The sequence below is a fragment of the Methylobacterium sp. P3_A11 genome (assembly GCF_056403155.1).
This window is the reverse complement of sequence record NZ_JBFUGA010000009.1, coordinates 1-25,436: the sequence shown is the minus strand read 5'-3', so window position 1 is coordinate 25,436 and position 25,436 is coordinate 1. Positions and strand designations below refer to the sequence as shown.

General features: G+C 71.3%; 22 protein-coding genes. 13 read left to right on the top strand and 9 right to left on the bottom strand.

Annotated features, from left to right (window positions below; all coding sequences use genetic code 11):
- Positions 1-6 precede the first annotated feature (6 nt).
- The 4 genes from AC1DXK_RS04710 to AC1DXK_RS04695 form a co-directional block, all read right to left on the bottom strand.
- Entirely contained in the window at positions 7-1,497 is a 1,491-nt protein-coding gene (locus AC1DXK_RS04710; protein WP_457106255.1) for an HWE histidine kinase domain-containing protein, read from the bottom strand.
- 165 nt (positions 1,498-1,662) lie between these two features.
- Positions 1,663-4,827 (bottom strand): efflux RND transporter permease subunit, encoded by a 3,165-nt coding sequence (locus AC1DXK_RS04705; protein ID WP_457106256.1) that lies wholly within the window; start codon positions 4,825-4,827, stop codon positions 1,663-1,665.
- On the bottom strand, positions 4,820-5,929 hold the full coding sequence (locus AC1DXK_RS04700) for an efflux RND transporter periplasmic adaptor subunit (RefSeq protein WP_457106257.1): 1,110 nt from the start codon (positions 5,927-5,929) through the stop codon (positions 4,820-4,822). Before AC1DXK_RS04700 ends, AC1DXK_RS04705 begins: the two co-directional genes overlap by 8 nt.
- A 194-nt stretch (positions 5,930-6,123) precedes the next feature.
- On the bottom strand, positions 6,124-6,516 hold the full coding sequence (locus AC1DXK_RS04695) for an exopolysaccharide production protein YjbE (RefSeq protein ID WP_457106276.1): 393 nt from the start codon (positions 6,514-6,516) through the stop codon (positions 6,124-6,126).
- 463 nt (positions 6,517-6,979) lie between these two features.
- Here AC1DXK_RS04695 and AC1DXK_RS04690 point away from each other — a divergent pair, with 463 nt between their 5' ends.
- The 7 genes from AC1DXK_RS04690 (at position 6,980) to AC1DXK_RS04660 (ending at position 13,590) form a co-directional block, all read left to right on the top strand.
- A complete protein-coding gene (locus AC1DXK_RS04690; protein ID WP_457106258.1) occupies positions 6,980-7,873 on the top strand; it encodes a LysR family transcriptional regulator in 894 nt (297 codons plus the stop codon).
- A gap of 165 nt (positions 7,874-8,038) precedes the next feature.
- Entirely contained in the window at positions 8,039-8,854 is an 816-nt protein-coding gene (locus tag AC1DXK_RS04685; RefSeq protein ID WP_457106259.1) for a putative hydro-lyase, read from the top strand.
- Positions 8,855-8,897: 43 nt separating this feature from the next.
- The gene (locus AC1DXK_RS04680; RefSeq protein ID WP_457106260.1) at positions 8,898-10,169 is read left to right on the top strand and encodes an MFS transporter; all 1,272 of its coding nucleotides are present in this window, start codon (positions 8,898-8,900) and stop codon (positions 10,167-10,169) included.
- Positions 10,170-10,197: 28 nt separating this feature from the next.
- Positions 10,198-10,959 carry a 5-oxoprolinase subunit PxpA gene (locus tag AC1DXK_RS04675; protein ID WP_457106261.1) on the top strand — a complete coding sequence of 254 codons (762 nt, stop codon included), beginning with the start codon at positions 10,198-10,200 and terminating at the stop codon, positions 10,957-10,959.
- Positions 10,956-11,690, top strand: coding sequence for a 5-oxoprolinase subunit B family protein (locus AC1DXK_RS04670; RefSeq protein WP_457106262.1), 735 nt, complete (start codon positions 10,956-10,958; stop codon positions 11,688-11,690). Before AC1DXK_RS04675 ends, AC1DXK_RS04670 begins: the two co-directional genes overlap by 4 nt.
- Complete coding sequence (locus AC1DXK_RS04665) at positions 11,690-12,706, top strand: 5-oxoprolinase subunit C family protein (protein WP_457106263.1); 1,017 nt, start codon at positions 11,690-11,692, stop codon at positions 12,704-12,706. Before AC1DXK_RS04670 ends, AC1DXK_RS04665 begins: the two co-directional genes overlap by 1 nt.
- 95 nt (positions 12,707-12,801) lie before the next feature.
- Positions 12,802-13,590, top strand: a complete 789-nt coding sequence (locus tag AC1DXK_RS04660; protein ID WP_457106264.1) for an aldolase — start codon at positions 12,802-12,804, stop codon at positions 13,588-13,590.
- Between the two features lie 7 nt (positions 13,591-13,597).
- Here the strand turns inward: AC1DXK_RS04660 and AC1DXK_RS04655 are convergent, their stop codons facing one another.
- Positions 13,598-14,881: a lytic murein transglycosylase gene (locus tag AC1DXK_RS04655; RefSeq protein WP_457106265.1), complete on the bottom strand. Its 1,284-nt coding sequence runs from the start codon at positions 14,879-14,881 to the stop codon at positions 13,598-13,600.
- A 223-nt stretch (positions 14,882-15,104) separates the two neighbouring features.
- Between AC1DXK_RS04655 and AC1DXK_RS04650 the strand changes: the two genes are divergently transcribed.
- Positions 15,105-16,646, top strand: a complete 1,542-nt coding sequence (locus tag AC1DXK_RS04650) for an acetate--CoA ligase (RefSeq protein ID WP_477297029.1) — start codon at positions 15,105-15,107, stop codon at positions 16,644-16,646.
- Positions 16,647-16,692: 46 nt separating this feature from the next.
- Here the strand turns inward: AC1DXK_RS04650 and mgtE are convergent, their stop codons facing one another.
- Complete coding sequence (mgtE, locus tag AC1DXK_RS04645) at positions 16,693-18,063, bottom strand: magnesium transporter (RefSeq protein WP_457106267.1); 1,371 nt, start codon at positions 18,061-18,063, stop codon at positions 16,693-16,695.
- A gap of 425 nt (positions 18,064-18,488) precedes the next feature.
- Here mgtE and pqqA (AC1DXK_RS04640) point away from each other — a divergent pair, with 425 nt between their 5' ends.
- Both pqqA (AC1DXK_RS04640) and pqqA (AC1DXK_RS04635) read left to right on the top strand, forming a co-directional pair.
- Positions 18,489-18,578 carry a pyrroloquinoline quinone precursor peptide PqqA gene (pqqA, locus tag AC1DXK_RS04640; RefSeq protein ID WP_007559223.1) on the top strand — a complete coding sequence of 30 codons (90 nt, stop codon included), beginning with the start codon at positions 18,489-18,491 and terminating at the stop codon, positions 18,576-18,578.
- 76 nt (positions 18,579-18,654) lie between these two features.
- A complete protein-coding gene (gene pqqA / locus AC1DXK_RS04635) occupies positions 18,655-18,744 on the top strand; it encodes a pyrroloquinoline quinone precursor peptide PqqA (protein WP_007559225.1) in 90 nt (29 codons plus the stop codon).
- 126 nt (positions 18,745-18,870) lie between these two features.
- Here pqqA (AC1DXK_RS04635) and AC1DXK_RS04630 read toward each other — a convergent pair whose 3' ends face one another.
- Both AC1DXK_RS04630 and AC1DXK_RS04625 read right to left on the bottom strand, forming a co-directional pair.
- Positions 18,871-20,118 (bottom strand): NupC/NupG family nucleoside CNT transporter, encoded by a 1,248-nt coding sequence (locus AC1DXK_RS04630; protein ID WP_457106268.1) that lies wholly within the window; start codon positions 20,116-20,118, stop codon positions 18,871-18,873.
- 57 nt (positions 20,119-20,175) lie between these two features.
- Positions 20,176-20,838 carry a TetR/AcrR family transcriptional regulator gene (locus AC1DXK_RS04625; RefSeq protein WP_457106269.1) on the bottom strand — a complete coding sequence of 221 codons (663 nt, stop codon included), beginning with the start codon at positions 20,836-20,838 and terminating at the stop codon, positions 20,176-20,178.
- A 100-nt stretch (positions 20,839-20,938) separates the two neighbouring features.
- On the opposite strand from AC1DXK_RS04625, the gene AC1DXK_RS04620 reads away from it, so the two are divergent.
- Genes AC1DXK_RS04620 through AC1DXK_RS04610 form a run of 3 tightly spaced genes read left to right on the top strand, consistent with a single transcriptional unit; the run spans position 20,939 to position 24,149 of the window.
- Positions 20,939-21,784, top strand: coding sequence for an SDR family NAD(P)-dependent oxidoreductase (locus AC1DXK_RS04620; RefSeq protein ID WP_457106270.1), 846 nt, complete (start codon positions 20,939-20,941; stop codon positions 21,782-21,784).
- Positions 21,784-22,686, top strand: a complete 903-nt coding sequence (locus AC1DXK_RS04615) for an alpha/beta hydrolase (protein ID WP_457106271.1) — start codon at positions 21,784-21,786, stop codon at positions 22,684-22,686. The genes AC1DXK_RS04620 and AC1DXK_RS04615 overlap by 1 nt, the downstream gene beginning before the upstream one ends.
- Entirely contained in the window at positions 22,683-24,149 is a 1,467-nt protein-coding gene (locus AC1DXK_RS04610) for a flavin-containing monooxygenase (protein WP_457106272.1), read from the top strand. Before AC1DXK_RS04615 ends, AC1DXK_RS04610 begins: the two co-directional genes overlap by 4 nt.
- A gap of 61 nt (positions 24,150-24,210) precedes the next feature.
- Here AC1DXK_RS04610 and AC1DXK_RS04605 read toward each other — a convergent pair whose 3' ends face one another.
- Positions 24,211-24,864 (bottom strand): protein-L-isoaspartate O-methyltransferase family protein, encoded by a 654-nt coding sequence (locus AC1DXK_RS04605; protein ID WP_457106273.1) that lies wholly within the window; start codon positions 24,862-24,864, stop codon positions 24,211-24,213.
- Between the last annotated feature and the right edge of the window lie 572 nt (positions 24,865-25,436).

The following is a 25,436-nucleotide window of genomic DNA, read 5'->3' as shown; positions in this document are numbered from 1 at the left end:
GTCCCCTCAGGCCGTGACGGCCTCGGCGACGGAGGGGACCCGGTCCGGCAGCGGCGCATCCAGGGTGAAGACCGCCCCGCTCTGACGGTACTGGATCTCGGCCGTGCCCCCCATCTCCGCCGCCAAGGCCCGCTCGATCAGGCGCGTGCCGAAGCCGCCGCGCGACGGCGCCGTCACGGGCGGCCCGCCGATCTCCTCCCAACGGAACCAGAGATGGGCTGGCTTCGCGCCGTCCACCACGTCCCAGTTGAGGATCACCCGTCCCTTGTCGTTCGAGAGGGCGCCGTACTTCACCGCGTTGGTCGCCAGCTCGTGCAGCGCCATCGTGAAGGCAAGCGTCAGCCGCGGCGTGAGCCACACCTCGGGACCGGTGATCAGGAAGCGCTGGGCCGCGCCGCCGCGAAACGCCTGCAACGTCCCGTCGACGATCACGCCCAGCGTCGCGCCGATCCAGCTCTCGCGGGTCAGAACGTCGTGGGCCGCCGAGAGCGACTGCAGCCGGGCGTCGAGGGTCCGGTGCGCCTCCTCCAGGGATGGGGCGTTGCGCAGGGTCTGGTGCGCGATCGACTGCATGGTCGCCATCGAGTTCTTCACCCGATGGTTGAGTTCGTCGGCAAGCAGGGTCCGATGCTCCTCGACGCGCTTGCGCTCGGTCACATCGATGGACACGCCGGCCATGCTCAGGGGCCGGCCTGCCGCGTCGTAGAAGGCCTGCCCCCGGATCTGGAGCCAGCGCAGCTCGCCCTGCGGGGTACGCGCCCGGTATTCGATGTCGTAATCGCTGCGCTCGTCGATCGAAGTCTGGACCGCCGCCTGCATGCGGGGGCGATCCTCGGGTTCAACCGCGTCGAGCAGGTCCGCGTAGCGGAACGGCTCATCCGCGGCCCGCCCGAAATTCAACTTGCAGGTGTCGGACGCCGTGAGCCGCATGTCGGTGAGGTCGAGGGTCCATGAGCCGAGGCGTCCGGCCTTCAGGATGAAGCGCAGCCGCTCCTCGCTGCGGGTGAGGTCGTGGGTGCGGCGCTCCACCTCCTGCTCCAGCGCGGCGCGATCACGCTGCATCTGCGCGAGCTTCTCCCGCTCTGGCGTCACGTCGTATTGCGAGGCGAAGAAATAGGTCAGCGCGCCGGTTCGGTCGAACACCGGCGCGATCAGGACGCGGTTCCAGAATATCTCGCCGCTCTTCTTGTAGTTCAGAATCTCGATCTCGATCGGCACCCGTCGCTCGACGGCCGACCTGATCTTGTCGACATCGTCCTGGTCGGTTTCGGGTCCCTGCAGGAAGCGGCAGTTCCGGCCGATGATCTCGTGATGCGCGTAGCCGGTGAGCTTCGAGAACGCGGCGTTGACGAAGACGATCGGGTTGTCCGGCTGGCTGGGATCGGTGATCAGCATCGGCATCCGCGTCGCCCGGACGGCGGATACGAACGGATCGGAACTCGCGTCGGTGCGCGCAAACTCCGCTTCGAAGCGGGTGCGTTCCAGCTGGTCCGTCAATGCCTGTCGCCCTTGCCACGACTTGCCGATGGYGGCCCTCGGCCGTCCAACGTCACGTTAACACAGAGGCGTTCGCTTGTGCGCAATCATCTCACGGGCCGATACGCCGCAGGGATAGCCGGAGCGGGTATCGGCGACCGCGAACCGAGATGCCCGGCGGCGCGCTCAGGACCGGATCTCGGTCAATTCCAGATCCGCCGGCTCGGCGCGCCGGAACCGCGCGAATCGCAGCGCCAGGACCGGGAGGATCAGCAGGTTCAGCACCGTCGAGCTGACGAGACCGCCGAGGATCACAAGGGCCATCGGGCCTTCGATCTCGCGGCCGGGCTCCCCGGCGCCGAGGGCCAGCGGCAGCAATCCGAGGCCGGTGACCAGGGAGGTCATCAGGATCGGCACCATCCGGTCCGCGGCGCCCTCGGCCGCCGTGGCGGCGTCCCAGGGGCGCCCGTCCCGGGTCACCATCTGCTCGTAATGCGCGATCATCATCACGCTGTTGCGCAGGGAGATGCCCGACAGGGTCACGAAGCCGACGATCGAGCCGAGCGACAAGACCCCGCCGGTGAGCGCCGCGGCGGCCACGCCGCCCACGAACGCGAAGGGCAGGTTGACCAGCACCAGCAGCAGGTTCGCCGCGGAACCGGTGACGATGGCGAGCAGCACCACGATCCCGAAACCGGCGAGCCCGGCATGGACCAGGAGGTCGCGGCGGGCGGCCGCCTGGGCTTCGGCGGCTCCCGAGAAGGTGACGTAGACCCCCTCGGGCAGCCGCACTTCGCGGGCGATCTTGCGCTTGGCCGCCGCCACGAAACCCGCCACGTCGCGGTTCTCGACGTTGGCGGTCACCGCCTGGACCCGTTGCGCGCCGAGGTGTTGGACCTGGTAGCGGCCGGCGCTCTCATAGACGTCGGCGACCTGGGACAGGCGGACGTAGCGCCCGCCGGAGGTCCGCAGCGGCAGGTCGCCGACCGCGCTGAGCCGGCCGCGCACGCGTTCGTCGAGGATGACCAGCACGTTGAAGACCGCGTTGCCGCGATAGGTCTGACCGACGAGGTCGCCCTGATAGGCGGTGCGCACCGCTTCCAGGACCTCCACCGGATCCAGGCCCCAATGGCGCAGATCCACCGGGCGCAGGGCCACGGTGACCTGCGGCAGCCCGGCCGGCGAGGCCTGCTGGACATCGCGGGCGCCTTTCACCTCCGAGAGTTCCCGCGCCACCGATCGGGCCGCCGCCTCGATTCGGTCGAGGTCGCTGCCGACGACATTAATCACGACCGGCGCGGTAAAGCCCGAGACCGTCTCTTCGATCCGCTCGGTGAGGAAGGTCTTGAGGGAGAAAGCCGCCCCCGGGAAGCCGGCGATCAGCTGCCGGATGCCCGCCTCGACCCTGCGCTGGTCGGCCCCGTCGAGGCCGGCATCGAGATCGATGTGGATCTCGCTGTAGTGCGGACCCGCGGTGTCCTCGGCGGCTTCGGCCCGCCCGATCTGCGCCGCTACGGCGCGCACACCCGGAATCCCCTTCAGGTCGGCGGTGATCAACCCGCCGAGCCGTTGCGATTCCTGCAGGGAGGTGCCGGGGACGGCCACCATGTGCAGGATCATGTGCCCTTCCTTGAGGTCGGGGAGGAACACGGCACCGAGGGTCGGCAGGATCGCGGCTCCGGCGAGCGTCACCAGCAGGCTTCCGGCCATGGCGAACCGTGGCGCCCGGCCGATCCCGGCGAGCAGCCCGAGGTAAGCCGCGCGGCTCCAGCGCACCACCGGCGGGTCGCGCGGGACGGCGCCGTCGCCGCGCGCCGTCCGGCCGCCGAGGAGCAGGAGCGCCAGGGCCGGCGTGACCGTGAGCGCCACGAGGAGCGAGGCGACCACCGCCGCGATGTAGGCCAGCGCCAGCGGACCGAACAGGCGGCCGGCCACGCCGGTGAGCGCCAGGACGGGCAGGAACATGAGGATCACGGCGAGCGTCGCGTAGGCGACCGAGGTCCGGACCTCCAACATCGCGGCCAGGACCACGCGGGGCGCACTGCGGCCACCGGTCCGCGCCTCTCGTAGCCGGCGCGCGACGTTCTCGACGCCGATGACCGCGTCGTCGACCACCTCGCCGATGGCCAGGGCCAGCCCACCGAGGGTCATCGTGTTGAGGCTCTCGCCCCAGGCCTGGAGGGCGAGCGCGGCGGCGATCAGCGAGAGCGGGATCGCCGTCGCGCTGATCAGCGCGGCTCGCCAGTCTGCCAGGAAGACGAGGAGCACGACCACCACGAGAACGCCGCCCAGCGCGAGCGCCTGCATGACGTTGCCGGTGGCGACGTCCACGAAGTTCGCCGGCCGGAACAGGTCGGTGCGCAGGGTCGCGCCCTCCCGGTTCAGGACCGGGCGCAACTCGTCCAGCGCGGCCTCGAGCCGGGCCGTCACCGCGCGGGTATCGACCCCGACCTGGGCACCGACCATCAGCAGGACGCCGGGCTTTCCATCCACGAGCGCCGCACTGATCGCGGGCTCGGGGGCGGCCGTGACGGTGGCCACGTCCGAGAGGACCACGCTCGCCCCGCCGTCGTTGTGAAGCACGATCCGGCCCAGCGCCTCCGGGGTAAGGGATTGACCCTCGGTTCGGAGCAGCACCCGCTGGTTCGGCGTGTCGACGAAGCCCGCCCCCCGCACGCCGGTTCCCTTCCGAGCGGCGGCCAGCACGTCGTTGAGGCCGATCTGGAACCGGATCAGGTCGTCGGGGCGGACCTGGACCTGCAGCGCGCGAACGCCGCCGCCGTAGATCGAGACCTGCGCGATGCCCGGCACCGCCTGAAGCCGCCGGCGCACGGTCCATTCCGCCAGCTGACGCAGATCCATGGCGTCGCGGGTGTCGGAAGTCAGCCCGACGAGAAGCACGGTGAGCGTCGAGGAGGTCAGCGGGGTCATGGCGGGCGCCGCAACCCCGTCCGGCATGCGGCCGGCGAGGGCCGCGAGCCGCTCGTTGACCCGCTGGCGCACCCGGTCGACGTCGCTGCCGGGCTGGAACGCCGCAGTGATCACCGACAAGCCCTGGATCGAGGTGGAGCGCAGGGTCTCCAGCCCCGGCAGGCCGCCGACCGCAACCTCGACGGGCTGCGTGACCAGAACCTCGACCTGCTCCGAATCCAGGCCGGTCGCCTCGGTCTGGATCGTCACGGTCGGGGGTGCAAATTCGGGAAAGACGTCGTAGCGAGCCCCCGCGAGGGCGTAGAGGCCGAAGACCACCAGGGCGCAGGCCAGGGCCAGGACGACTCGCGGCAAGCGGACGGCGAAGCCGACGAGGGCGGCCTGCGGACCGCCGCGGCCAAACGCGGACGGCTCAGTCATCGTCGTCGCCCACGACGCGGATACGGCTCTTCATCTCCTCGGAGAGCAGGGCCTGGCCGCCCCGCAGCACGATCTCGCCCCCGTCCGGCAGATCCTCGACCACGAAGGCGTCGGCCGACATCGGGGCGTCCGGCCGGACCGGGTGGCGCACGAAGGCGCCGTCGCCGATCCCCCGATACACCCAGGTTCCGCCCTCCGCGTGGACGACGGCGTCTTCCGGCACGAGGATGCCCTTCACGTCGCGCGGCGCGGGCAGAAATGCCATCGTGCTGGTTCCGGGCAGGAGACCGCTGTCGCCGGAGACGAGGTAGAAGAAGCTCTGCCCCTGGATGCGTGGATCGGTCCGCGTCGCTGCCGAGACCAGGCGCAGGGCGACCCGCTCGCTCTGGGGTGGCACTTCCGCGAAGGCGGCCTGCGGCGCCTCGGGGAGAGATTCCCCGGGCGGCAGCGTGACCTGCACGAGGAAATCGGCCCGTTCGATCAGGCGCGTCACCAGCGGCGTGCGCTCGATGATCGCCTTGCCGAGCACAGTCCCCCATTCCTGGCGCGCGGTGGCGGCGAGGGTGCGCAACTGTGAATCCGCCACCGTCACGGCCGCCTGATCGGTGAGGAGCGTGCCTTCGGCGGTCTCGATCTGCGCCACCGCCACGACGCCGGCGCCGAGATTCCGAGCCCGGCGCGCGGCGCTGGCCGAGACCTCGACCCGGGCGCGGGCGGCCTGGAGCGCCGCGACGGCGCCGGCGTAGCTATTGGTCAGGTCGGTGATGCGGGCGAGGTCGAGGACGCTGCCGTAGGCGGTCAACTCCTGGCGATGGCGCACCGCCGGGCGCGTCTCGACGACAAGCCCGATCCGCGCGCGCTCCGGCGCCGCGAGCCGCACCAGTGTGCGCCCGTCCTCGACAGCGGTACGGGATGCTGCAGGCGGCGCCGGAGCGCTCGAGCCCCGAGACCGCTCCGGTATCAGCGCCGCGACCCGCGTCTGCAGACCGGCGAGGACGGACGCCGATTCAGCACGCAGGCGCGCGCCGGGCGGCGTGGCGGCAAGGCAGGCGGCTGCGAGCAGCACCCCCCCGATGAGCAGCAGCGCCCGGCGCCCACTCACGTCGCGTTCCTTCCCCGACACCGATTGCCGAATCTACCCGGTTTCGGTGCCAGATACACGCGATCGCGGCCAGCTCAAACGGACTGGAGCCGGGGCGGACACGCGTTTCCGGATGCGAGGCGTATGGAACACAAAAGCCCGCCTCGATGCGACGAGGCGGGCTTCCTGAGGGCGAGGATCGTGCGGCGCGCGGATCAGCAGCCGTCGTTCGATGCCGGGGCCGTCTGACGGTCGGCGGCAGCCTTGTTCATGGCTCCCACCGTGCCGGGCGAGGCCGGCTGCTGACCACCGGCGAGGTTCGCGGCGGCCGGATCAGTCGACTTCGATCCCGTGTTGGTCTGCGCCTGCTGATCTGCGGTCTGAACGGCGCCCGCGTTGTTCATGGCGCCGACCGTGCCGGGCGAAGCCGGCTGCTGACCACCAGCCAGATTCTTGCTCGACTTGTCGACATCGGAGCTGCTGGGGTTCGACGCCTGCTGATCTGGGGTCTTCGATTTCGTGGTTCCGGTGCTGCACGGGGCAGCGAGAGCGGGACCGGCAACGAGGGCCAGAAGCGCGACTGCGCCGGTCAAACGTGAGACCTTCATTAAGCGTTCCTCCAGTACTGTACGATGATTCAAATGCCAAATCGTCCCTGGAGTTCCGGCGCGAATACCTAGACTTTCAAAAAGACCGGTGCCGATCCGGCTATTTTCCCGGCGATCGACGCGATCGCGACCCGCGATAACGGACCGTTCTTGAAGGCGATGATGCGGCCACGTCGTCCCCGCCGCGCGCATCGGATGCGGCATCTTAACTCGGGCAGCACCGACGGAGAGAGGTCGCCATCCGCCGGCCTGATCAGCCCTGCCCTGGAGCCCGCCATCCCCGTCATGGCGGCATCGGCCCGGTCGCCCGAAACGCCGGTGCTGGAATCGTCCCGCGGAAGCGCCGTGCGGGGTCCCGATCCCGGGTCGTCCCCGGATCCTGACCGCTGTGCCGACACCTTGCACTCCGACGCGGCCCAGCGCGATATGACCGGGCACGGCGGCGGATCGGGACGATCGCAGGATGGCGGATTTCCGCAGCTTGGAGGTGTTCTACTGGGTCGCGAAACTCTCCAGCTTCCGCCGCGCCAGCGAGAAGGTGAACACCACCCAGCCGGCGGTCTCTCAACGGATCGCAGCCCTGGAGCATGAGTACGGGACGCTGTTCGAGCGCCGCAGCCGAGACGTCGCGCTGACGGAGCGGGGGCGCCTGCTCCTCGGCTTCGCGGAGCGGTTCCTGGCGCTCCAGACCGAGATGAGCGCGGCCCTGCATGAGACCGGCCGGACGCGGGGCACCCTGCGGCTCGGCGTCTCCGAGACGATCGTCCACCTGTGGCTGTCCCGCTTCATCGAGCGCATGCGCGCCGCCCATCCCGGGATCGGCGTCGACATCACGGTCGACATCTCGCCGAACATGCAGGCCGCCCTCGTCGCCGACGAGATCGACCTCGCCCTCCTCGTCGGCCCGATCACCCTGCCGAGCTTCGCCAACCGTCCGTTGTTCAGCACCCCCGTCGCGTGGGTCGCCGCGCCGGGCCTGCTGCCGGGCGACGAGCCCCTCAGCCTCGGCGCGCTCCTGCACCATCCGCTCATCACCTACCCGCGCAACACCAGCCCGTACGTCGAGCTGCGCGACCTCGTCCTGCAGGAGAACCTCCTGCCGAGCCAGATCCACACCAGCGCCTCGCTCGCCACCATCGTGAAGATGGGCATCGAGGGCCTCGGGATCTGCGTGATCCCGCCGGCGGCGGTCGAGGCCGAACTCCGTGCCGGCACCCTGCGCATCCTGCCGGCCGAGCCGAGGCTCTCGGACCTGACCTTCACGGCGATGCACACGAAGCGGGCGGCTCACCACTTCGTGGCGGATGCGGCCCGTCTAGCCCAGGACGTCGCCGAAACCTGGGCCGCCGGCCGATAAGACGGGTTTATCGCGCCCCATTCGCAATCACGATTGGCGTGCCCCGCGGCGCGATGGGATCGTTGCCGCCGGACATGAATCGCTGAAGCGATCGGGATGTTGCGGAATCCGGGGGGCCGACGCGGCCGGCCCGGCGCTCCACGACCAGCCAGGGAGATCGATGCGGTGAGCCAGAACCTGGGCGCCGACGGCGCGCCACCTGACTTCGCCGACGCGGCGGACGCGCGGCGCGCGATCCGCGAGGGTCGGTTCCGGGGCCACACCTCAGGACTCGTCCCCGCCCATGCACAGGGCAACCTGATGATCCTGCCGCGGGCCATGGCGGAGGATTTCCACCGCTTCTGCCAGCAGAACCCGAAGCCCTGCCCGATCCTCGGCGTCTCGCAGCCCGGCGCCCGGTCGCTCCCGACGCTCGGGACCGATCTCGACCTCGCCACTGACGTCTCCGGCTACCGCGTCTACGAGGGCGGCGCGCTCGTGGCGGAGCTGCCCGACCTGACCGGCGTGTGGCGGGACGACCTCGTCACCTTCGTCCTGGGTTGCTCCTTCTCGTTCGAGGCCGCGCTGATCGAGGCGGGAATCCCGCTCCGACACGTCGCCCTCGGCCGCAACGTCGCGATGTACCGGACCTCGATCGAGACCCGACCGTCGGGACCGTTCCACGGCCCGCTCGTCGTCTCCATGCGGCCGATGAAGGCGGCCGACGCCATCAAGGCCGTGCAGGTGACGGCCCGGATGCCGGCGGTCCACGGGGCGCCGGTCCATCTCGGCGACCCGGGGTTGATCGGCATCCGCGACATCGCGCGGCCGGATTTCGGCGACCCCGTCCCGATCGAGCCGGATGAGCTCCCGGTCTTCTGGGCCTGCGGTGTCACGCCTCAGGCGGTGGCGATGGCGGCGCGGCTGCCGCTCTGCATCACCCACGCGCCCGGTCACATGCTGATCACCGACCTCCTCAACCGCGACCTGCCGTTCCTGTGACCCCCCCGGCCGCGTGACGGCCCGTTCGCAAAGGAGTTGCGCCATGTGGGTGAAAGACACGAGTCCGTCGGAACGCCGGGTCCTGGGCGCGGCCTTCGCGGGCTACGGCGTCGATGCGTTCGACTACATGGTCTACACCTTCCTGATCCCGACGCTGGTCGTGGTCTGGGGCCTGACCAAGGTCGAGGCCGGCAACATCGCCACCGCCGCGTTGGTGACTTCGGCGATCGGCGGCTGGGCGGCCGGAATCCTGGCCGACCGCTACGGCCGGGTGGTCGTCCTGCAGGCCACCGTCGCGTGGTTCACCCTGTTCACGGTGCTCAGCGGCTTCACCCAGTCCTACGAGCAGCTCCTCGTGACCCGCGCGCTGCAGGGCTTCGGCTTCGGCGGCGAGTGGTCGGTGGGCTCGGTGCTGATCGCCGAGACGATCCAGGCGCGCTACCGCGGCAAGGCGGTGGGCCTCGTCCAGTCGAGCTGGGCGGTCGGCTGGGCCTGCGCGGCGATCGCCTTCTGGGCGGTGTTCGCCCTGGCGGAGCCCGCCATGGCGTGGCGGATCCTGTTCTGGCTCGGCGCCCTCCCCTCGGTGCTGATCTTCTGGATCCGCCGCAACATCGAGGACCCGGAGGTCTACCGGCAGACCCGCGCCGCCATGCGGGACGTCGGCGACACCGGCAGCTTCCTCGACATCTTCTCCCGGCCGCTGATCGGCCGGACCGTGCTGGCGAGCCTCCTCGCGACCGGCATGCAGGGCGGCTACTACGCGGTGACCACGTGGCTCCCGACCTACCTGAAGACCGAGCGCAACCTCTCGGTCCTGAACACCAGCGGCTACCTGCTGATGCTGATCTTCGGGTCGTTCGTCGGGTACCTGACCAGCGCCTGGCTCTCCGACCGCATCGGCCGCCGCCTCGGCTTCGTCCTGTTCGGCTTCTGCGCCGGAATCCTCGTCCTGGCCTACACGCTGATCCCGATCACCGACCCGGTGATGCTGGTGCTGGGCTTCCCCCTCGGCTTCTTCCTCTCCGGCGTCTTCTCCGGGATGGGCGCCTTCCTGAGCGAGCTGTTCCCGAGCCGGATCCGCGGCTCCGCGCAGGGCTTCTGCTACAATTTCGGCCGCGCGACCGGCGCGATCTGCCCCGCCGTGGTGGGCCATCTCAGCGGCTCGCTGACACTCGGCGTCGCCATCGGCGTCGTGGCGGCGGGCGCCTATTGCCTCGTGATCGTCGCGGCGCTTCTCTTGCCCGAGACGGCGGGCCGCGCGCTCGATTCTTGCAGCGCGGATCCGGCCGAGCCGGGACCCGTTGCGGCCCTATGAGACCCGATCGGCACGCGGAGCGGCGGCGATGACCAGCGTGGACCTGAATTCCGACCTCGGCGAGGGCTACGGCGCCTACGCCTGCGGTGACGACGCGGCGATCCTCGGGATCGTCACCTCGGCCAACGTCGCCTGCGGCCTCCACGCCGGCGACCCCGAGATCATGGCCCGGACCTTCGCGCTGGCGAAGGAGCGCGGCGTCGCCGTCGGTGCCCATCCGGGCTTCCCGGACCTCTGGGGCTTCGGGCGGCGGCGGATGCCCTACAGCCCGGCCGAGATCGAGCGGCTCGTCGCCTACCAGATCGGCGCCGCGCAGGCGCTGGCCGCCTATGCCGGCCACCGTATCACCTACGTGAAGGCGCACGGGGCGCTGGCCAACGTCGCCGCCGAGGAGCGTCCGGTGGCCGACGCCATCGCCCGCGCGGTCCGCGCGGTGGACCGGGAGCTCGCGCTGCTCGCCATCGCGCTGACCGCCCAGGTGCCGGCGGGCGAGGCCTGCGGCCTCGACGTCCACCAGGAGATCTTCGCCGATCGCGGCTACACGCCGACCGGCCTGCTCATCCCCCGCAACCAGCCCGGCGCGATGATCACCGAGTCCGGCGAGGCCGCCGACCGGGTCCTGCGCATGGTCGAGGCGGGCGCGATCCTCACGGCGGACGGGCGGACGCTGCCGACGCCGATCCGCTCGATCTGCGTCCACGGCGATTCCGACCACGCCGTGGCCACGGCCCGGGCGGTGCGGACCCGGCTGGAGGACGCCGGCGTCACGCTGGCGCCGTTCAAGCCGTGAGCGCGGCGCTGGACGAACCCCGCCTCCTCGACGCTGGCGAGGCGGCCCTCGTGGTCGAGTTCGGCAGCACCGTCGATCCCGCGATCAGCGACCGGGTGCTGGCCCTCGACGACGCCCTCGGGGCGGATCCGCCCGAGGGGCTGCGGGAGCGCGTGCCGACCTACCGCTCCCTGATGCTGCACTACGACCCGCTGGTGCTCGACCGCGGGACGCTGGCCGAGCGGGTCCGGACGCTGGTGGCGGGCGCAACTGCGCGGGCGACCCGCCCGATCCTGTGGACCCTGCCCTGCTGCTACGACACGCCCCACGGGGAGGACGTCGCGCAGGTCGCCGAGCAGAGCGGCCTGACGCCGGAGACGGTGGTGTCGACCCATGCGGCCACGACCTTCCGGGTCTACATGTACGGCTTCGCCCCGGGCTTCGCGTATCTCGGCGGCCTGCCGAAGGCCCTGGCGGTGCCCCGGCGGCCGAGCCCGCGGCCGCCGCATCCGCGCAACGCCATCATGATCGGGGGCGGCCTCGCCGCGGTGGCGACCGTGCCGATGCCGACTGGATGGTACGTGATCGGCGCGACCCCCTCTCGCCTCTATGCGCCGGAGCGCGACCCGAGCTTCTTCGTCGGCGCCGGCGACCTGATCCGCTTCGAGCCCGTCGATGCCGCGACCTTCGACGCCCTGACGGCCCGCGAGGCGGCGGGCGAGCCGGTGGCCCGGCGTGGGGAGGCCCGCTGATGCCCGCCCTCGTGATCGAGTCCGCCGGCCCCGGCATCACCCTGCAGGACGGGGGCCGGCACGGCTACCTCCGCTACGGCATCACCGCCGCGGGCGCGATGGATCCGCTGATGCACGCCGCCGCCAACCGGGCGGCGTCCAACCCCCTCGACGCCACCGCCGTCGAGATCTCCACCGGCGGCGTCACCGTCTCGGCGGAGGACGGCGCCGTCGGGATCGCCCTGCTCGCGCCGGGCTTCCGCGTCGCGCTGGACGGGCTGCCCCTGCCCGACACGGTCGCGCTCAACCTGGAGCCCGGACAGACCCTCGTCGTGCGGGCCGGCGATGCGGGCGCCTGGGGCTACCTCGCGGTCGCCGGGCGGCTCGACGTGGCGCCGGTCCTCGGCTCGACGGCGACCCATACCCGCTCGGGACTCGGCGGCCTCGACGGGCGCGGCCTCGCCGCGGGCGACCGCCTCCCCGTCGCCGAGGGCCGGACGTCGGACGGAGCGCCGCAGCGGCTCGTCGCGCCATGGCTCGACCGGGACGGGCGGGAGATCCGGGTCGTGCTGGGGCCGCAGGACGACTACTTCGCCCCCGACCAGATCGAGGCCTTCCTGGCCGGTCCCTGGACGGTCTCGCCCCGGGGCGACCGGATGGCCTGCTTCGTCGACGGCACGCCGCTGAAACACGCCAAGGGCCACGACATTGTCTCCGACGGCGTCGCCATGGGGGCGATCCAGGTGCCCGGCAACGGCCTGCCGATCATCCTGATGGCTGACCGGCAATCCACCGGCGGCTACCCGAAGATCGCCACGGTCATCGGGCCGGATCTCGGGCGGCTGGCGCAGGTCCGGGGCGGGGCGCGCCTGTCGTTCCGGCGCGTCTCGGTGGCGGAGGCGGTCGCGGCGCGCCGCGCCGAGCGCGATCTCCTGCGCGAGGCGATCCCGCGCGAGCCGGTCATCCGCACGGATTTCGCGTCGGATTTCCTGCTCGGCCTCAACCTCGTCGGCGGCGTTACCGACGGCCGCCCCTGAGCGCTTGGCGGCTGCGCGCGGGCGGGCGAGCGTCTAGAGTGCGGCCCCGGCCGGGTTGTCCGGCCTGATCCCGACACACAGGAAAGCCCGCACGCATGGCGCACGCCGTTACCGTCCCGGGGACCCCGCCGGCCCGCAGCAACGAGCCCCTGAACGCCGACAGCGTGCGCCGCGCCCGGATCGACCTCGCCGCCTGCCTGCGCTGGGCCGCCCGCAACGGCCTGGAAGAGGGGATCTGCAACCACTTCTCGGCGGTGCTGCCGGAGCGGCCCGACCTGTTCCTGGTCAATCCCTACGGCCTCGCCTTCGCGGAGGTCACCGCGTCGAGCCTGCTGCTCTGCGACTTCCACGGCAACGTCCTCGAGGGCGACGGCCAGCCCGAGGCCACCGCCTTCCACATCCACGCCGAGCTGCACCGGCTGAAGCCCCGCGCCCGGGCCGCGTTCCACACCCACATGCCCTACTCGACGGCGCTCGCCATGCTGGAGGGCGAGCCGCTGGTGTGGGCGGGCCAGACGGCCCTGCGCTTCTACGGCCGGATCGCCGTGGACGAGGCCTACAACGGCCTCGCGCTCGATTCGTCCGAGGGCCGGCGGATCGCCGAGAGTGCCGGCGAGGCGGACGTCGTGTTCCTGAAGAACCACGGCGTGATGGTGCTGGGCGAGACGATCGCGGAGGCCTGGGACGACCTCTACTACCTGGAACGCGCCGCGCAGGCCCAGGTCCTGGCCATGAGCACGGGGCGCACGCTCAAGGCCGTGCCCGAGGCGATCGTGCAGCGCGTGGCGGCCCAGGAGGCGGCCGGCCGCGCCGAGAGCGCGCGCCTGCACCTGGAGAGCGTCAAGCGGGTTCTGGCCCGGGACGAGCCGGCTTTCCTGGCGTGAGCGCCCGTCAGGGCGCGGCCCGGACCCGGTCCAGCAGCGCGGCGTCGGCGTAGCCGTCGGCCGGCAGGCCGACCGAACCCTGGAAGGCGCGCAAAGCCGCCCGCGTCCTCGGGCCGATCTTGCCGTCGACCCCGCCGGTGGCGAAGCCGCGCTCCGTGAGGCGTGTCTGCAGGTCGCGCCGCTCGTCGGCGGTGAGCGGCCGGTCGCCCCGCGGCCAGTCGTGGACCAGGCCCGGGTCGCCGCGCAGGCGATCCGAAAGGAGCGAGACGGTCAGCGCATAGGCCAGGGCCGTGTTGTAGCGGAGGATCACCGCGAAGTTCGGCTGCAGCAGGAAGGCGGGGCCGCGGATCCCGGCGGGCAGGATCAGGGTCGTCTCGGCCGAGTCCGGCAGGGCGCGGTCGCGGGCGGGCCTCACGCCGAGCGCCCGCCACGCCGCGACGGTGCGGAGCGTCGTCTCGTCGGCCAGCGCCGCGTCGAAGGTCTCGGGCAGCACCGCCTCGCTGCCCCAGCCCGCGCCGGGCTTCCAGCCGTGGCTGCGAAGGTAGTTCGCCGTCGACGCCAGCGCATCCGGCACCGAGGTCCAGATGTCGCGCCGGCCATCGCCGTCGAAATCGACCGCCTCGCGCTGGTAGACGCTGGGCATGAACTGCGTGTGCCCCATGGCGCCGGCCCAGGATCCGGTCAGCCCCGCCGGCATCCGGTCGAGGGGCGCCTGGTTCCAGGCCAGGATCTGGAGCGCCGCCGCCAGCTCGTCGCGCCAGTAGGTGGCGCGGGCGGGATCGCTGCAGCTGAGCGTCGCCAGCGAGCGGACGACCGGCTTCACCACCGCCGCGTTGTCGAGCACGGCGCCGTAGCTCGATTCCACGCCCCAGAACGCCACCAGGATGTGGCGGTCGACCCCGTATCGGGCCTCGATCGCCGCGAGCGTGTCGGCGTGCTCGGCGAGCATGCGCTGCCCGGCCTCGACGCGGGCCGGCGTGACGCTGGCCTCGATATAGTCCCAGATCGGCCGGACGAACTCACCCTGGCTCTGGGTCGCGGCGATCACGTCCGGGTCGGGCGTGAGCCCGGCGAGCTGCGCCTCGGCGAGGCCCTGCGGCACCGCGCGGGCCGTGACCCAGGCGATCAGGTCGGCCCGGCAGGCCTCGAAGGCCTGCGGTGCCGCCGGCACAGCCGGTTCCGGCCCCGCGACGACGCGCGCCGGCACCAGCATGCCGGTGAGAACGGCCACCGCGACCCTCGGAAACCTGCGCGCAGGGCGTCTCCGCTTCGGCGCTTCGCGTACGTCCATGGGCGTCTCCCGGGATCCCCGTATCCCGCGGCGCCACCATAACCGGCCGGGGGCATCGCCTTCCAGACGGACGTCCGCCGCCACCGACGCGTGGGCAGCCGCACCGTGACCCGGGATGCGCGCCCCTCGGCGACGGAGCGCCTCGGCGGAGTCTCGCCCGCGGTTGACGGCGACGCGCGCAGGCGGGACACCCGACGAAAAGCCCGTCCGAGGGGAGCGCCCGGTGTCCGACAGCCGTTCCAACGACCGCCATCCGCCCGCGCGGTTCAATGCCGCCCGCTACGGCCTCGCCGAGAACGCCCGCCTGCGCCCGGACAAGTCCGCCCTCGTGATGGTCGGCGACGGCGTCGCCGACCGCCTGTCCTTCGGGGATGTCGAGCGACAGGTGCGCGCCATCGCGGCGGGCCTGCTCGGCCTTGGCCTGAAGCCCGGCGACCGGGTGATGATCCGGATGGGCAACGAGGCCGACTACGTCCTCGTCTATTTCGGTGCCCTGGCGGCCGGCCTCGTGGCCCTGCCCTCCTCGCCGCAGCTCACCGAAGGCGAGGCGGCGTTCCTGATGGACAATTCGGGCGCCGCTGCGGTGGTGGTTGGCAGCGGCTGCACGGTTTCGGCCGAGGCGCTGGGTGGCCGGCTCCTGCTCGATGCCGCGGCGATCGCGCGGATGAAGGCGGGCTCGCCGCTGCCCGACTATGCCGACACCGCCGCCGACGATCCGGCGATGCTGATCTACACCTCCGGCACCACCAGCCGGCCGAAGGGCGTGCTTCACGCCCACCGCGCCGCCTACGGCCGCCGGCCGATGCTCGAACACTGGCTCGGGCTCAGCGAATCCGACGTGATGCTGCATGCCGGCACCATGAACTGGACCTACACGCTGGGCGTGGGCCTGAGCGACCCGTGGTCGGTGGGCGCCACCGCGGTGCTCTACAACGGCCCGCGCGACCCCGCTGTCTGGCCGCGGCTCATCGCCGAGTACCGCGCCACCCTGTTCGCCGCCGTCCCGACCCTCTACCGGCAGATCCTGAAATACGGCGCCCTCGGCACGCACGACCTGTCGAGCCTGCGCCACGGCTGCACGGCGGGCGAACCGCTCTCGGTGGAGTTGCTCGAGGCCTGGACCCAAGCGACGGGCAAGCCCCTCTACGAGGCCCTCGGGATGAGCGAGATCTCGACCTACATCTCCAGCGGGCCGACCATCCCGGTGCGCCCCGGCTCGCCCGGTAGGCCACAGCCGGGGCGGCAGGTGGCGATCCTGCCCGTCACGGGCGAGCCCGTGCCGCTGCCGGCCGGTGAGACCGGCCTGCTCGCGGTCCACCGCTCCGAGCCGGCCCTGATGCTCGGCTACTGGAACCGCCCCGAAGAGGAGGGTGAGGTGATGCGCGGCGACTGGTTCGCGGGCGGCGACCTCGCCCGCCTCGACGCTGACGGCTACCTCTGGTTCGAGGGCCGCAACAACGACCTGATGAAGGCGATGGGCTACCGGGTCTCGCCCAACGAAGTCGAGGCGGTGCTGTCCACCCATCCGGCCGTGGCGGAGGTGGGCGTGGCCGAACTGTCGGTCCGCGTCGACGTCTCGGTCATCTGCGGCTTCGTGGTCCTCCAGCCGGACGCGGAACCCGACGCGGAGGCCCTGCTGGCGTGGTGCGCCGAGCGGCTCGCGGCCTACAAGCGTCCGCGGGAGATCCGTTTCCTCGACGCCCTGCCGCGTACGCCGAACGGGAAGGTCCAGCGGAAGCGGCTGGCCGCCACGGTGACCGGCTGAGCGGACCGACCCTGTCCTCTCCGGAGCGGACGCCGCCGGGACGAGCCTACAGCAGCGTCCCGCGCAGGATCAGCAAGGCCACCGAGAAGTAGATCACCAGCCCGGTCACATCGACCAGCGTCGCCACGAACGGCGCCGAGGCGGTGGCCGGGTCGAAGCCGATGCGCTGGAGCAGGAACGGCAGCATCGAGCCCGACAGCGATCCGAACGTCACGATTCCGACGAGCGCCGCGCCCACCGTGGCGGCGACCAGCGGCCAGTGCTCGCCGTAATCGTAGAGGCCGAGCTTCTGCCACGCCACGATCCGGATCACCGCGATGACCCCGAGGATCGTCCCGAGCACGATACCGGTCGGCAATTCCCGCAGCGCCACCCGCCACCAGTCGCGCAGTCGGATCTGGTGCAGGGCCAGCGCCCGGATCAGCAGCGAGGTCGCCTGCGAGCCGGAATTGCCCCCCGAGCTCATGATCAGCGGGATGAACAGCGTCAGGACGATCGCCTTCTCGAGCTCGCCCTCGAAGCCCTGCATCGCCGAGGCGGTCAGCATCTCGGAGAGGAACAGCGCGCAGAGCCAGCCGGCGCGCTTCCGGATCATCGTGAAGAAGCCAATGTCCATGTAGGGCTCGGGCAGCGCCTCCATGCCGCCGAAGCGCTGCACGTCCTGGGTCTGCTTCTCGATCATCGCGTCGATCATGTCGTCGACGGTCACGATCCCGATGACATGCCCGACGGCGTCGACCACGGGCAGCGCCAAGAGGTCGTACTTGGAGATCAGCCGGGCCGCCTCCTCGCGGCTCGCCGTCGGCGAGACGGCGAGCGGCCGCCGCCCCGGGGCGACGCTCAGGACGTTGTCGTTCGGATTGCCCGAGATCAGACGGCGCAGGGGCACGGCCTTGGTGAGCGCCCGCGTCCGCGGGTCGAGCACGAAGATCGCGTAGATCGTCTCGCGGGTCTTCTCGACGTGTCGGATGTGCTCCAGGGTCTGGCCCACCGTCCAGGTCCCCGGCACGGTGACGAATTCGGTGGTCATCAGCGAGCCGACCGTCTCCTCGCCGTAGGCCGACAGCCGGTCCACGGCGCCGCGGGTCTCGGCGTCCAGGCGCGCGCGCAGGTCGGAGCGGCCCGGCTCCTCGATCTCGCGGAACACGTCCGTGACCCGGTCGGCCGACATGCCGGACAGGTACGCCGCCACCCGGTCCCGCGGCAGCATCTCGATGATGTCGGCGGCGCAGTCGAGTTCCGGCTGGTCGAGCACCTCGATCGCGCGGTCCACGGGCAGGCCCAGGAGGATCGCGGCGGCGACCTCGGGGGCCTCGTCATTGAGCTTCTCGACGATGTCGGGGGCACGTTCGTCCGAGAGGCGCGCGGCCAGCACGGAAGGATCGATTCGCGTATCGAAGGGCGCGATCTCGTTCATGGCCTCGCCTCGTGGTTACGAGGCGACGCGCCACCGGTCATCCTGGGTCAGGGCCGTGGCCGGCCGCCGCGTCGTCGCCCCGCGGCCGGGCCTCTCAGCGGCTCAGGCGGGTCGACGGCGCGTGGCCAGGCACGGCAGGCACGATCGGTCGGGCACGTCGCTTCGCGGGTCGCTGCTGAAAGGGAGCGCGCCGTCGGAGACGACGTCGCGCGGGTGCGTCGTGCGCCCGCGCGGTTTCCCCGTCAAGCCGAAAGCGTTCGCATCCGCAGCCGTTGCCGAACGGCGCGCCCGGGGGTGGTAAGGCGGCCACGGAAGTGCTGATGGCCACCCCCGGGCTCCCTATGAGAAATATAAGTGTTGTGCTCGCTTGTATTGCGTCCAAGATATTGCCTATATGAGATCCATCAACAGCGAGGAGAAACGCCATGGCCTGGTCCGCCCCGATCGTGTCCGAGATCTGCGTCGGCATGGAAGTCACCAGCTACGAGTCGGCTGAGATCGACACCTTCAACTGAGTCGCTCCCAGTCCGGAGCGCATCGCTCCGGATTTCGTGGTCTCTCAACCTACCTTTCTAGCTCCTGGAGGAAATCATGGCTTGGTCCGCCCCCGTCGTGTCCGAGATCTGCGTCGGCATGGAAGTCACCAGCTACGAGTCGGCCGAGATCGACACGTTCAACTGAGACGTCGACGACATGGTTATTGGCGCTGCTTCATCCGAAGCGGCGCTTTTCTTTTGTTCCAGCCGCCGTATGACCTGACGCGTCCGAGCGCGCGGCTGTCAGATCCCCGGTAGGGCGACCGGCTTCTCAGGTCACGAACACGCCCGCGATCGCCGCACTCGTCAGGTTCGAGAGCGTGCCGGCGAGGATCGCCCGCAGACCGTAGCGGGCGACCTCGGATCGCCGCTCCGGCACGAGACTGGAGAAGCTCGCGAGCTGGATCGCGATCGACGCGAAGTTGGCGAAACCGCAGAGGGCGAAGCAGGCGATCGCCTGCGTGCGCGGGTCGAGGGAGCCGGCCTTCAGGATCGGCGACAGGTTCGCGTAGGCCAGGAACTCGTTGAAGGCGATCTTCTGGCCGATCGCCCCGCCCACCAGGGTCGCGTCTGCCCACGGCACGCCGAGGAGCCATGCCAGCGGGGCGAGCAGCCAGCCGAGAACGCCCTCGAAGGAGGCGGCGGGATAGCCGATCCAGCCGCCGACGGTGCCGAACAGGCCGTCCGCCAGGGCGATCAGCCCGACGAAGGCGATCAGCATCGCTCCCACCGAGACCGCCACCGCCAGCCCCTTCTGTGTCCCGTCGGCCGCCGCCTCGATGATGTTGGCCGCCCGCCGCTCGCCGAACTCCACGCGGGTGCTGGTGATCCGGGTCGGTTCCGTGGAGGGCATCAGGATCTTCGCGTAGACGAGCCCTCCCGGGATCGCCATCACCGAGGCCGCCAGCAGGTAGGTCATCGGCACGCCGAGCGCCGCGTAACCAGCCAGGATCGATCCGGCGGTGGAGGCGGCGCCGCTCGACATCACGGCGAACAGCTCGGCGCCGGTCAGCCGCGCCAGGAATGGCCGCAGCGCCACCGCGATCTCGCTCTGCCCGATGGCAATCGTGATCACCGCCGAGAACGACTCGATCGGCGAGGTGCCGAGGATTCGGCGCAGTCCCGCGCCGAGCAGCCGGGCCAGGGCCTGCATCACGCCGAGATGGTAGAGCACGCCGATGAGCGCGGAGACGTACAGGATCTGCGGCAGCACCCGCAGGGCCAGGATGAAGCCCGAGCCGCCGAACAACTCGAACATCTTCGGCTCGACGAGGCCGCCGAACAGGAAGGCGGTACCACGGTCGCCGTAGGACAGCACGGCCACGACGCCGTCGGCGGCGGATCTCAGCGCCGCTTGGCCGGCGGGGAGGAACAGGACAAGCGACCCGAGCCCGACCTGCAGGGCCAGCCCGGTGACCACGACGCGGGGGTTGATCGCCCGTCGGTTCGTCGAGAACAGGACGGCGACGGTGAGCAGTACCAAGAGGCTGAGGCCGGCATGGATCAGGCGGTCGAGCATCGCGTCCTTCGGGTCCGAGCTTGGCCGCAGCGTATGGAAGGTTCGGGCCAGAGCCCGTCAGTCTGGGGGATCGGGCGCCAGATAGGGCGCGAACAGATCGCGGACCTGTGCGAAGCCCCAGTCCCGGTCGGCCTCCGTCAAGGTCGTGCCCCCTTGGAGGCGGTGGCTCATCCAATGGCTGGACACGATCCAGGCATTGTCGATGAGCCGACCGAGGGCCTCCGACTCGATCCGCAAGCGTCCCGCCCCGACAGCCGCCTCGAAGACGCCGCGGGCCAGCGCCTGGGTCTCGGCCCGGAGGGCGTGGACCCGCGACCGCAGCGCGGGTGCGATCTCCACCATGGCGATTCCGTCGCGATAGATGCAGCGGTAACGCCAGATCAGGTCGAACCATGCCCGCTGGTAGGCGATCAGCGCCTCGGGCGCGGCGGGGTCGGCGGGCATCCGGCCCGCCACCATCACGGCCTCGGCCTCGAACGCGGCGAACACAGCCTCTACGAGGCCGCTCTTGCGGGGAAAATGGTAGTGGAGGTTGCCCTCGCGCATTCCGGAGGCGGCGGCGATCTCCGCCGTTGTCACGTGGCCGAGCCCGCGGGCGTTGAACAGCGCGAGGCTCGCGGCGAGGATCCGCTTACGCGTCCCTGGATTCGGTCCCGGGGCACCGGAATCCGGACCGAACTCCGCACCGATCTCGGTTTTCCGGCCCTCGCCCCGCGGCATGTTCCAGCCCCCGTCTAGGGTGCTTACCCTAGACAATTCCGTCGGCCGGGCCTATCCCCTCCCACGTCCGATCCTGATCGGAGGCACGGGGAGGCGCGGTTTGGCTCAGCGGTTCCAGCTCGCGGGCAAGGTCGCCCTGATCACCGGCGCGGCCAGCGGCATCGGCGCGGCCCTGGCGGAGGGGCTCGCCGCCAAGGGGTGCCGTCTCCTCCTCGTGGACCGGGATGCGGGCGGACTGCAGGCCACGGCCGGCAGACTGCACGGCGTGACCGTCGAGACGCGTACGCTGGATCTCGCGGATGCGGACGCGATCCGGGCGCTGCCCGGCTGGGTCGCGGAGCGGTCCGGGCACCTCGACCTCCTGATCAACAATGCCGGCGTCGCCCTCGGTGGCCGGTTCGATGAGACGCATCTCGACGATTTCGAGTGGCTGCTCGACATCAACCTGCGCGCCGTCGTCCGGATGTGCCACGCCTTCCTGCCGATGCTCCGCACGCGGCCGGCCGCGCAGATCGTCAACCTGTCGAGCCTGTTCGGCCTGATCGCGCCGCCAGGCCAGGTCGCCTACTGCACGAGCAAGTTCGGGGTGCGCGGCTTCTCCGAGGCCCTCCGGCACGAATATGCCGGCACCGGGCTCGGGGTGACGGTGGTCCATCCGGGCGGCGTCGCCACCGCCATCTCGCGCAATGCCCGCGGCCGCCGTCCGCCGAGCGATCCCGAGGCGGCCAAGCGCGCGGCGGTCGAGGATGCGGCGGCCCGGGAAGCCTTCGGCAAGCTCCTGACCCTGGCTCCTGCGGATGCGGCCGCCGCGATCATCCGTGGCATCGAGGCGCGCACGCCGCGCATCGTGGTCGGCAAGGACGCCAGGAACGCTGCGTTGATCCAGCGGCTGATGCCGGTGGGCTACTGGAAGACGATCGTGCGCCTGTCCGGCGGGTCCCTCTGATGGCGAGCCTGCGCGCTTATCTCGGAACCTACATGGTCCGCAGCCGGGTCCGCGGCCCCCTCGCCCGGGCGCGGGACGCGGCCGCGTTCCGCCGGATCTTCGAGGCGCCGGCCTTCCCGGATCCCAAGGGCGTGACCTACGAACCGGGCGTCGTCGGCGGCGTGAAGGGTGAGTGGATCCGGCCCAAAGCGGGTCCCGGCCGGCGGATGCTCTACATCCACGGTGGCGGCTTCATCGCCTGCTCGCCCCGGACGCACCGTCCCGTCACGGGCGCGCTGGCGAACCGCGGCTTCACGATCTTCGCACCCGATTACCGCCTCGCCCCCGAGCACCCGTTTCCCGCGGCGGTGGACGACGTGACGGCCGCCTGGACGGCGTTCAGCGCGGAGGGCGCGGCCTGCGTGGCGGGCGAATCGGCCGGGGGCAACCTCGCCCTCGTGCTGATGGGCGCGGCCCGCGCCCGGGGTCTGCCGATGCCCTGGGCGGCGGCCCTGTTCTCCCCCGCGACGGATTTCGTCTCCGAGGACGGATCGCGCGTCACCAATGCGTGGCGTGACGCCATGTTCGACCCGCAGGCGCTCGCGGCGATCCGGCCGATGTATCTGGGGGATGCCGATCCGACCGATCCCCGGGTCTCACCCCTCTACGGGGATCCGACCGGCTTCCCCCCGCTGCTGTTCCATGTCGGGGAGCGCGAAGTCCTGCGCGACGATTCCGTCCGCATGGCCGAGCGGACCCGCGCAGCCGGCGTCGAGACCGACCTCAAGCTCTTCCCGGTCGTGTCCCACGCCTGGCAGTTCGCGGCCGGCGTTCTACCGGAGGCGCGGGTCTCCCTCGACGAGGCGGCCGCGTTCCTGAAAGCGCACGCGCCCCACGCACCATCCGGGAGCCCCCAGCGATGACCGAGACCGCGCCCGAGACCCTGGCCGTCCTGATCGTCGGCGCCGGCTTCTCGGGGCTGGCGATGGCGATCCGCTGTCGGCAGGCGGGCATCGGCCCGCTGCGGGTGATCGAGAAGGCCGACGGCATCGGCGGCACGTGGCACGACAACACCTATCCGGGGGCGGCCTGCGACGTCCCCTCGCACCTCTACTCGCTGTCCTTCGCGCCGAAGGCCGACTGGAGCCGGATGTACGCGCCGCAGCCGGAGATCCTGGCCTACCTCCAGGACGTTGCGGCCCGCCACGGGCTGATGCCCCTGATCCAGCTGGGCACGGCCTTCACGGGGGCCACCTGGGACGCGGCGCGCGCCCTGTGGCAGGTCGAGACCGACCGCGGGCCGATCACGGCGCGTGCGATCGTCTCCGGAATGGGCGGCCTTCACCATCCCGCCTATCCCGACATCCCGGGTCGCGCCGCGTTCGCAGGCCCGGCCTTCCACACGGCGGCCTGGGACCATTCCGTGGTGCTGGCCGGCAAGCGGGTCGGGGTGATCGGCACCGGTGCCAGCGCGATTCAGGTGGTGCCCGAGATTGCCGCCGTCGCGTCCCACCTGACCCTGTTCCAGCGCACGCCGCCCTGGATCATGCCCAAGAACGATTACGCCATCGCGGAGCGGGCCAAGAGCCGCTACCGGCGCGTGCCGTTCAGCCGGCAACTCGAACGGGCGCGGCTGTTCTGGCTGCACGAGGTGCGCGCGCTGCTGGGCTTCACCAAGGTTTCGAAGCTCACCGGCCAGGCCGAGGCCCTGGCCCGGCGCCATCTCGCCAAGGCCGTCCCCGACAAGGCCCTGCGGGCGAAGCTGACGCCGAACTACCGGCTCGGCTGCAAGCGGGTGCTGATCTCCGACGACTACTACCCCGCGCTACAGCGTCCCAACGTCACCCTGGAGACGGGGAGCATCGCCCGGATCGACGGGTCCGGGGTGATCACCGAATCCGGACGGCGCCACGATCTCGACGTCATCGTCTACGCCACCGGCTTCGACGTGACCGCGACCTTCGCACGGATGAATCTCGTCGGTCGCGACGGCACTAGCCTGACCGAGGCCTGGGCCGGCGGCATGGGCGCCTACCAGGGCATCACGGTCGCGGGGTTTCCCAACTACTTCATGCTGCTCGGACCCAATACCGGGCTCGGCCACAACTCGGTCGTCTCGATGATCGAGATCCAGGTGCAGCACGTCCTCGATTGCCTGAAGGCCCTGCGCCACGGGACCAGGGCCATCGAGGTCCGGCCGGAGGCGCAGGCGCGCTTCCTCGACCGGATCCGTACCCGCCTGGCCGACAGCATCTGGCAGGCTGGCGGCTGCCGCAGCTGGTATCTCGACGCGCGCGGGCGCAATACGACCCTGTGGCCCGACTCGGTCATGGCGTACCGCCGGAGCGCCCGCCGCGCCCGGATGGCGGATTACCGGCTGGGCTGAGCCCGCCACGGGCTCCGGACGGGTCCCGGCCGTCCGCGGCCCTCGACCGCCGGTCGGCGTGTCAGAACGCGAACCCGGCCTCCGCCGCGAAGGCTTCGAGCCCGGGCAGCGACGCGTCGAACAGAGGACGGGCGCCGAACGCATCGCCCGCACGCACGAACAGGGTCACCTTGGCGTTCCGATATGGCCCGAACACGCAGACCAGACGGCCATCGTCCTTGAGCTGGTCCAGCAACGCCTGCGGCCGCACCTCGACGCGGCCGTTGATCAGGATCACGTCGAAGGGCGCCTGCTTCGGTGCACCGGCGGCGATCGGCCCCTCCACGACCTGAGCGGAGGTGCCCAGCCGGACGCGCAGCGCCTCAGCCAGTTCCGGCACCGACTCGAGCGCCGTCACCTGTGCGCCCAGGCGCGCCATCACCGCCGCCGCGTAGCCCGAGCCGCTTGCGACGTCGAGGGCGGTGACGCCCGGCCGGATCCGCAGGGACTGGATCATCCGGGCCTGCACCATCGGGGCCGGCAGGCAGCGGGTCTCGCCGGCGGCTGCGCCGAGAACCAGGGTCTGATCGATATACGCGAAGGGCTCGCGGCCCTTCGGTACGAAGCTCTCCCGCGGCACGGAGTCGAACGCGTCGAGCACCGTGTTGTCGTTCACGTCGAAGGTCCGCAACTGGCAGTCGACCATCATCCGCCGCGCCTGCGCGTAATCGATCATCGATACGTGTCCTCGAACCGGATCGGAACGCCGCGTCGGCCGGGCTCCGGCGAGACAGCCGGCCGCCCCGGCCAAGCCTAAGCTTCCCGGACGGGGGGCGTTTTCGGAGATCGGTGCACAAAACGCAAGGCGAGTGCGCAACGGCGACCCCGATACCGCATCGCGCCGGACTTCGCTGAAACGGCCGGGGGGTTTCGGGGACCGGGAGTCCCGCGGCCGAAAGCGGCCGGCTCCGGTTCGAACATCGTCCGGCCCGGTGTTTCGCGGATCGGGTGGTTCCCGAGCGCGGGAGTAGCCCAGTCGCATTACGTCGGAACCACACTGTCGCCTCGAGCGCCCCCTGCGAGGTCGCGCGGCTGGCATGATCGATGAATAAAGAGTGCAGAATACGGGGACGGTGCGTACGCCGTCCCGATAGGGAGCCGCCATGACGCCGACGAGCCAAGGATTTCTGACCCGCGGACTGACTGCCGCCCTCGCCTGCCTGAGCCTCGGCCTGTTGGAATCCGGCCACGCCACGGCCCAGGAGACAGCCGCAACCGCGGCGCCGCCGCCCAGCGCGCCGGCCGACC

Excerpts from the sequence above, each read along its gene's own strand:
- AC1DXK_RS04680 (WP_457106260.1), top strand. The coding sequence starts at position 8,898 with ATGTGGGTGAAAGACACGAGTCCGTCGGAACGCCGGGTCCTGGGCGCG.
- AC1DXK_RS04630 (WP_457106268.1), bottom strand. The coding sequence starts at position 20,118 with ATGCTCGACCGCCTGATCCATGCCGGCCTCAGCCTCTTGGTACTGCTC.
- AC1DXK_RS04615 (WP_457106271.1), top strand. The coding sequence starts at position 21,784 with ATGGCGAGCCTGCGCGCTTATCTCGGAACCTACATGGTCCGCAGCCGG.
- AC1DXK_RS04675 (WP_457106261.1), top strand. The coding sequence starts at position 10,198 with ATGACCAGCGTGGACCTGAATTCCGACCTCGGCGAGGGCTACGGCGCC.
- AC1DXK_RS04655 (WP_457106265.1), bottom strand. The coding sequence starts at position 14,881 with ATGGACGTACGCGAAGCGCCGAAGCGGAGACGCCCTGCGCGCAGGTTT.
- AC1DXK_RS04705 (WP_457106256.1), bottom strand. The coding sequence starts at position 4,827 with ATGACTGAGCCGTCCGCGTTTGGCCGCGGCGGTCCGCAGGCCGCCCTC.
- AC1DXK_RS04695 (WP_457106276.1), bottom strand. The coding sequence starts at position 6,516 with ATGAAGGTCTCACGTTTGACCGGCGCAGTCGCGCTTCTGGCCCTCGTT.
- mgtE (WP_457106267.1), bottom strand. The coding sequence starts at position 18,063 with ATGAACGAGATCGCGCCCTTCGATACGCGAATCGATCCTTCCGTGCTG.
- AC1DXK_RS04660 (WP_457106264.1), top strand. The coding sequence starts at position 12,802 with ATGGCGCACGCCGTTACCGTCCCGGGGACCCCGCCGGCCCGCAGCAAC.
- pqqA (WP_007559225.1), top strand. The coding sequence starts at position 18,655 with ATGGCTTGGTCCGCCCCCGTCGTGTCCGAGATCTGCGTCGGCATGGAA.
- AC1DXK_RS04690 (WP_457106258.1), top strand. The coding sequence starts at position 6,980 with ATGGCGGATTTCCGCAGCTTGGAGGTGTTCTACTGGGTCGCGAAACTC.
- AC1DXK_RS04610 (WP_457106272.1), top strand. The coding sequence starts at position 22,683 with ATGACCGAGACCGCGCCCGAGACCCTGGCCGTCCTGATCGTCGGCGCC.
- pqqA (WP_007559223.1), top strand. The coding sequence starts at position 18,489 with ATGGCCTGGTCCGCCCCGATCGTGTCCGAGATCTGCGTCGGCATGGAA.
- AC1DXK_RS04665 (WP_457106263.1), top strand. The coding sequence starts at position 11,690 with ATGCCCGCCCTCGTGATCGAGTCCGCCGGCCCCGGCATCACCCTGCAG.
- AC1DXK_RS04625 (WP_457106269.1), bottom strand. The coding sequence starts at position 20,838 with ATGCCGCGGGGCGAGGGCCGGAAAACCGAGATCGGTGCGGAGTTCGGT.
- AC1DXK_RS04605 (WP_457106273.1), bottom strand. The coding sequence starts at position 24,864 with ATGATCGATTACGCGCAGGCGCGGCGGATGATGGTCGACTGCCAGTTG.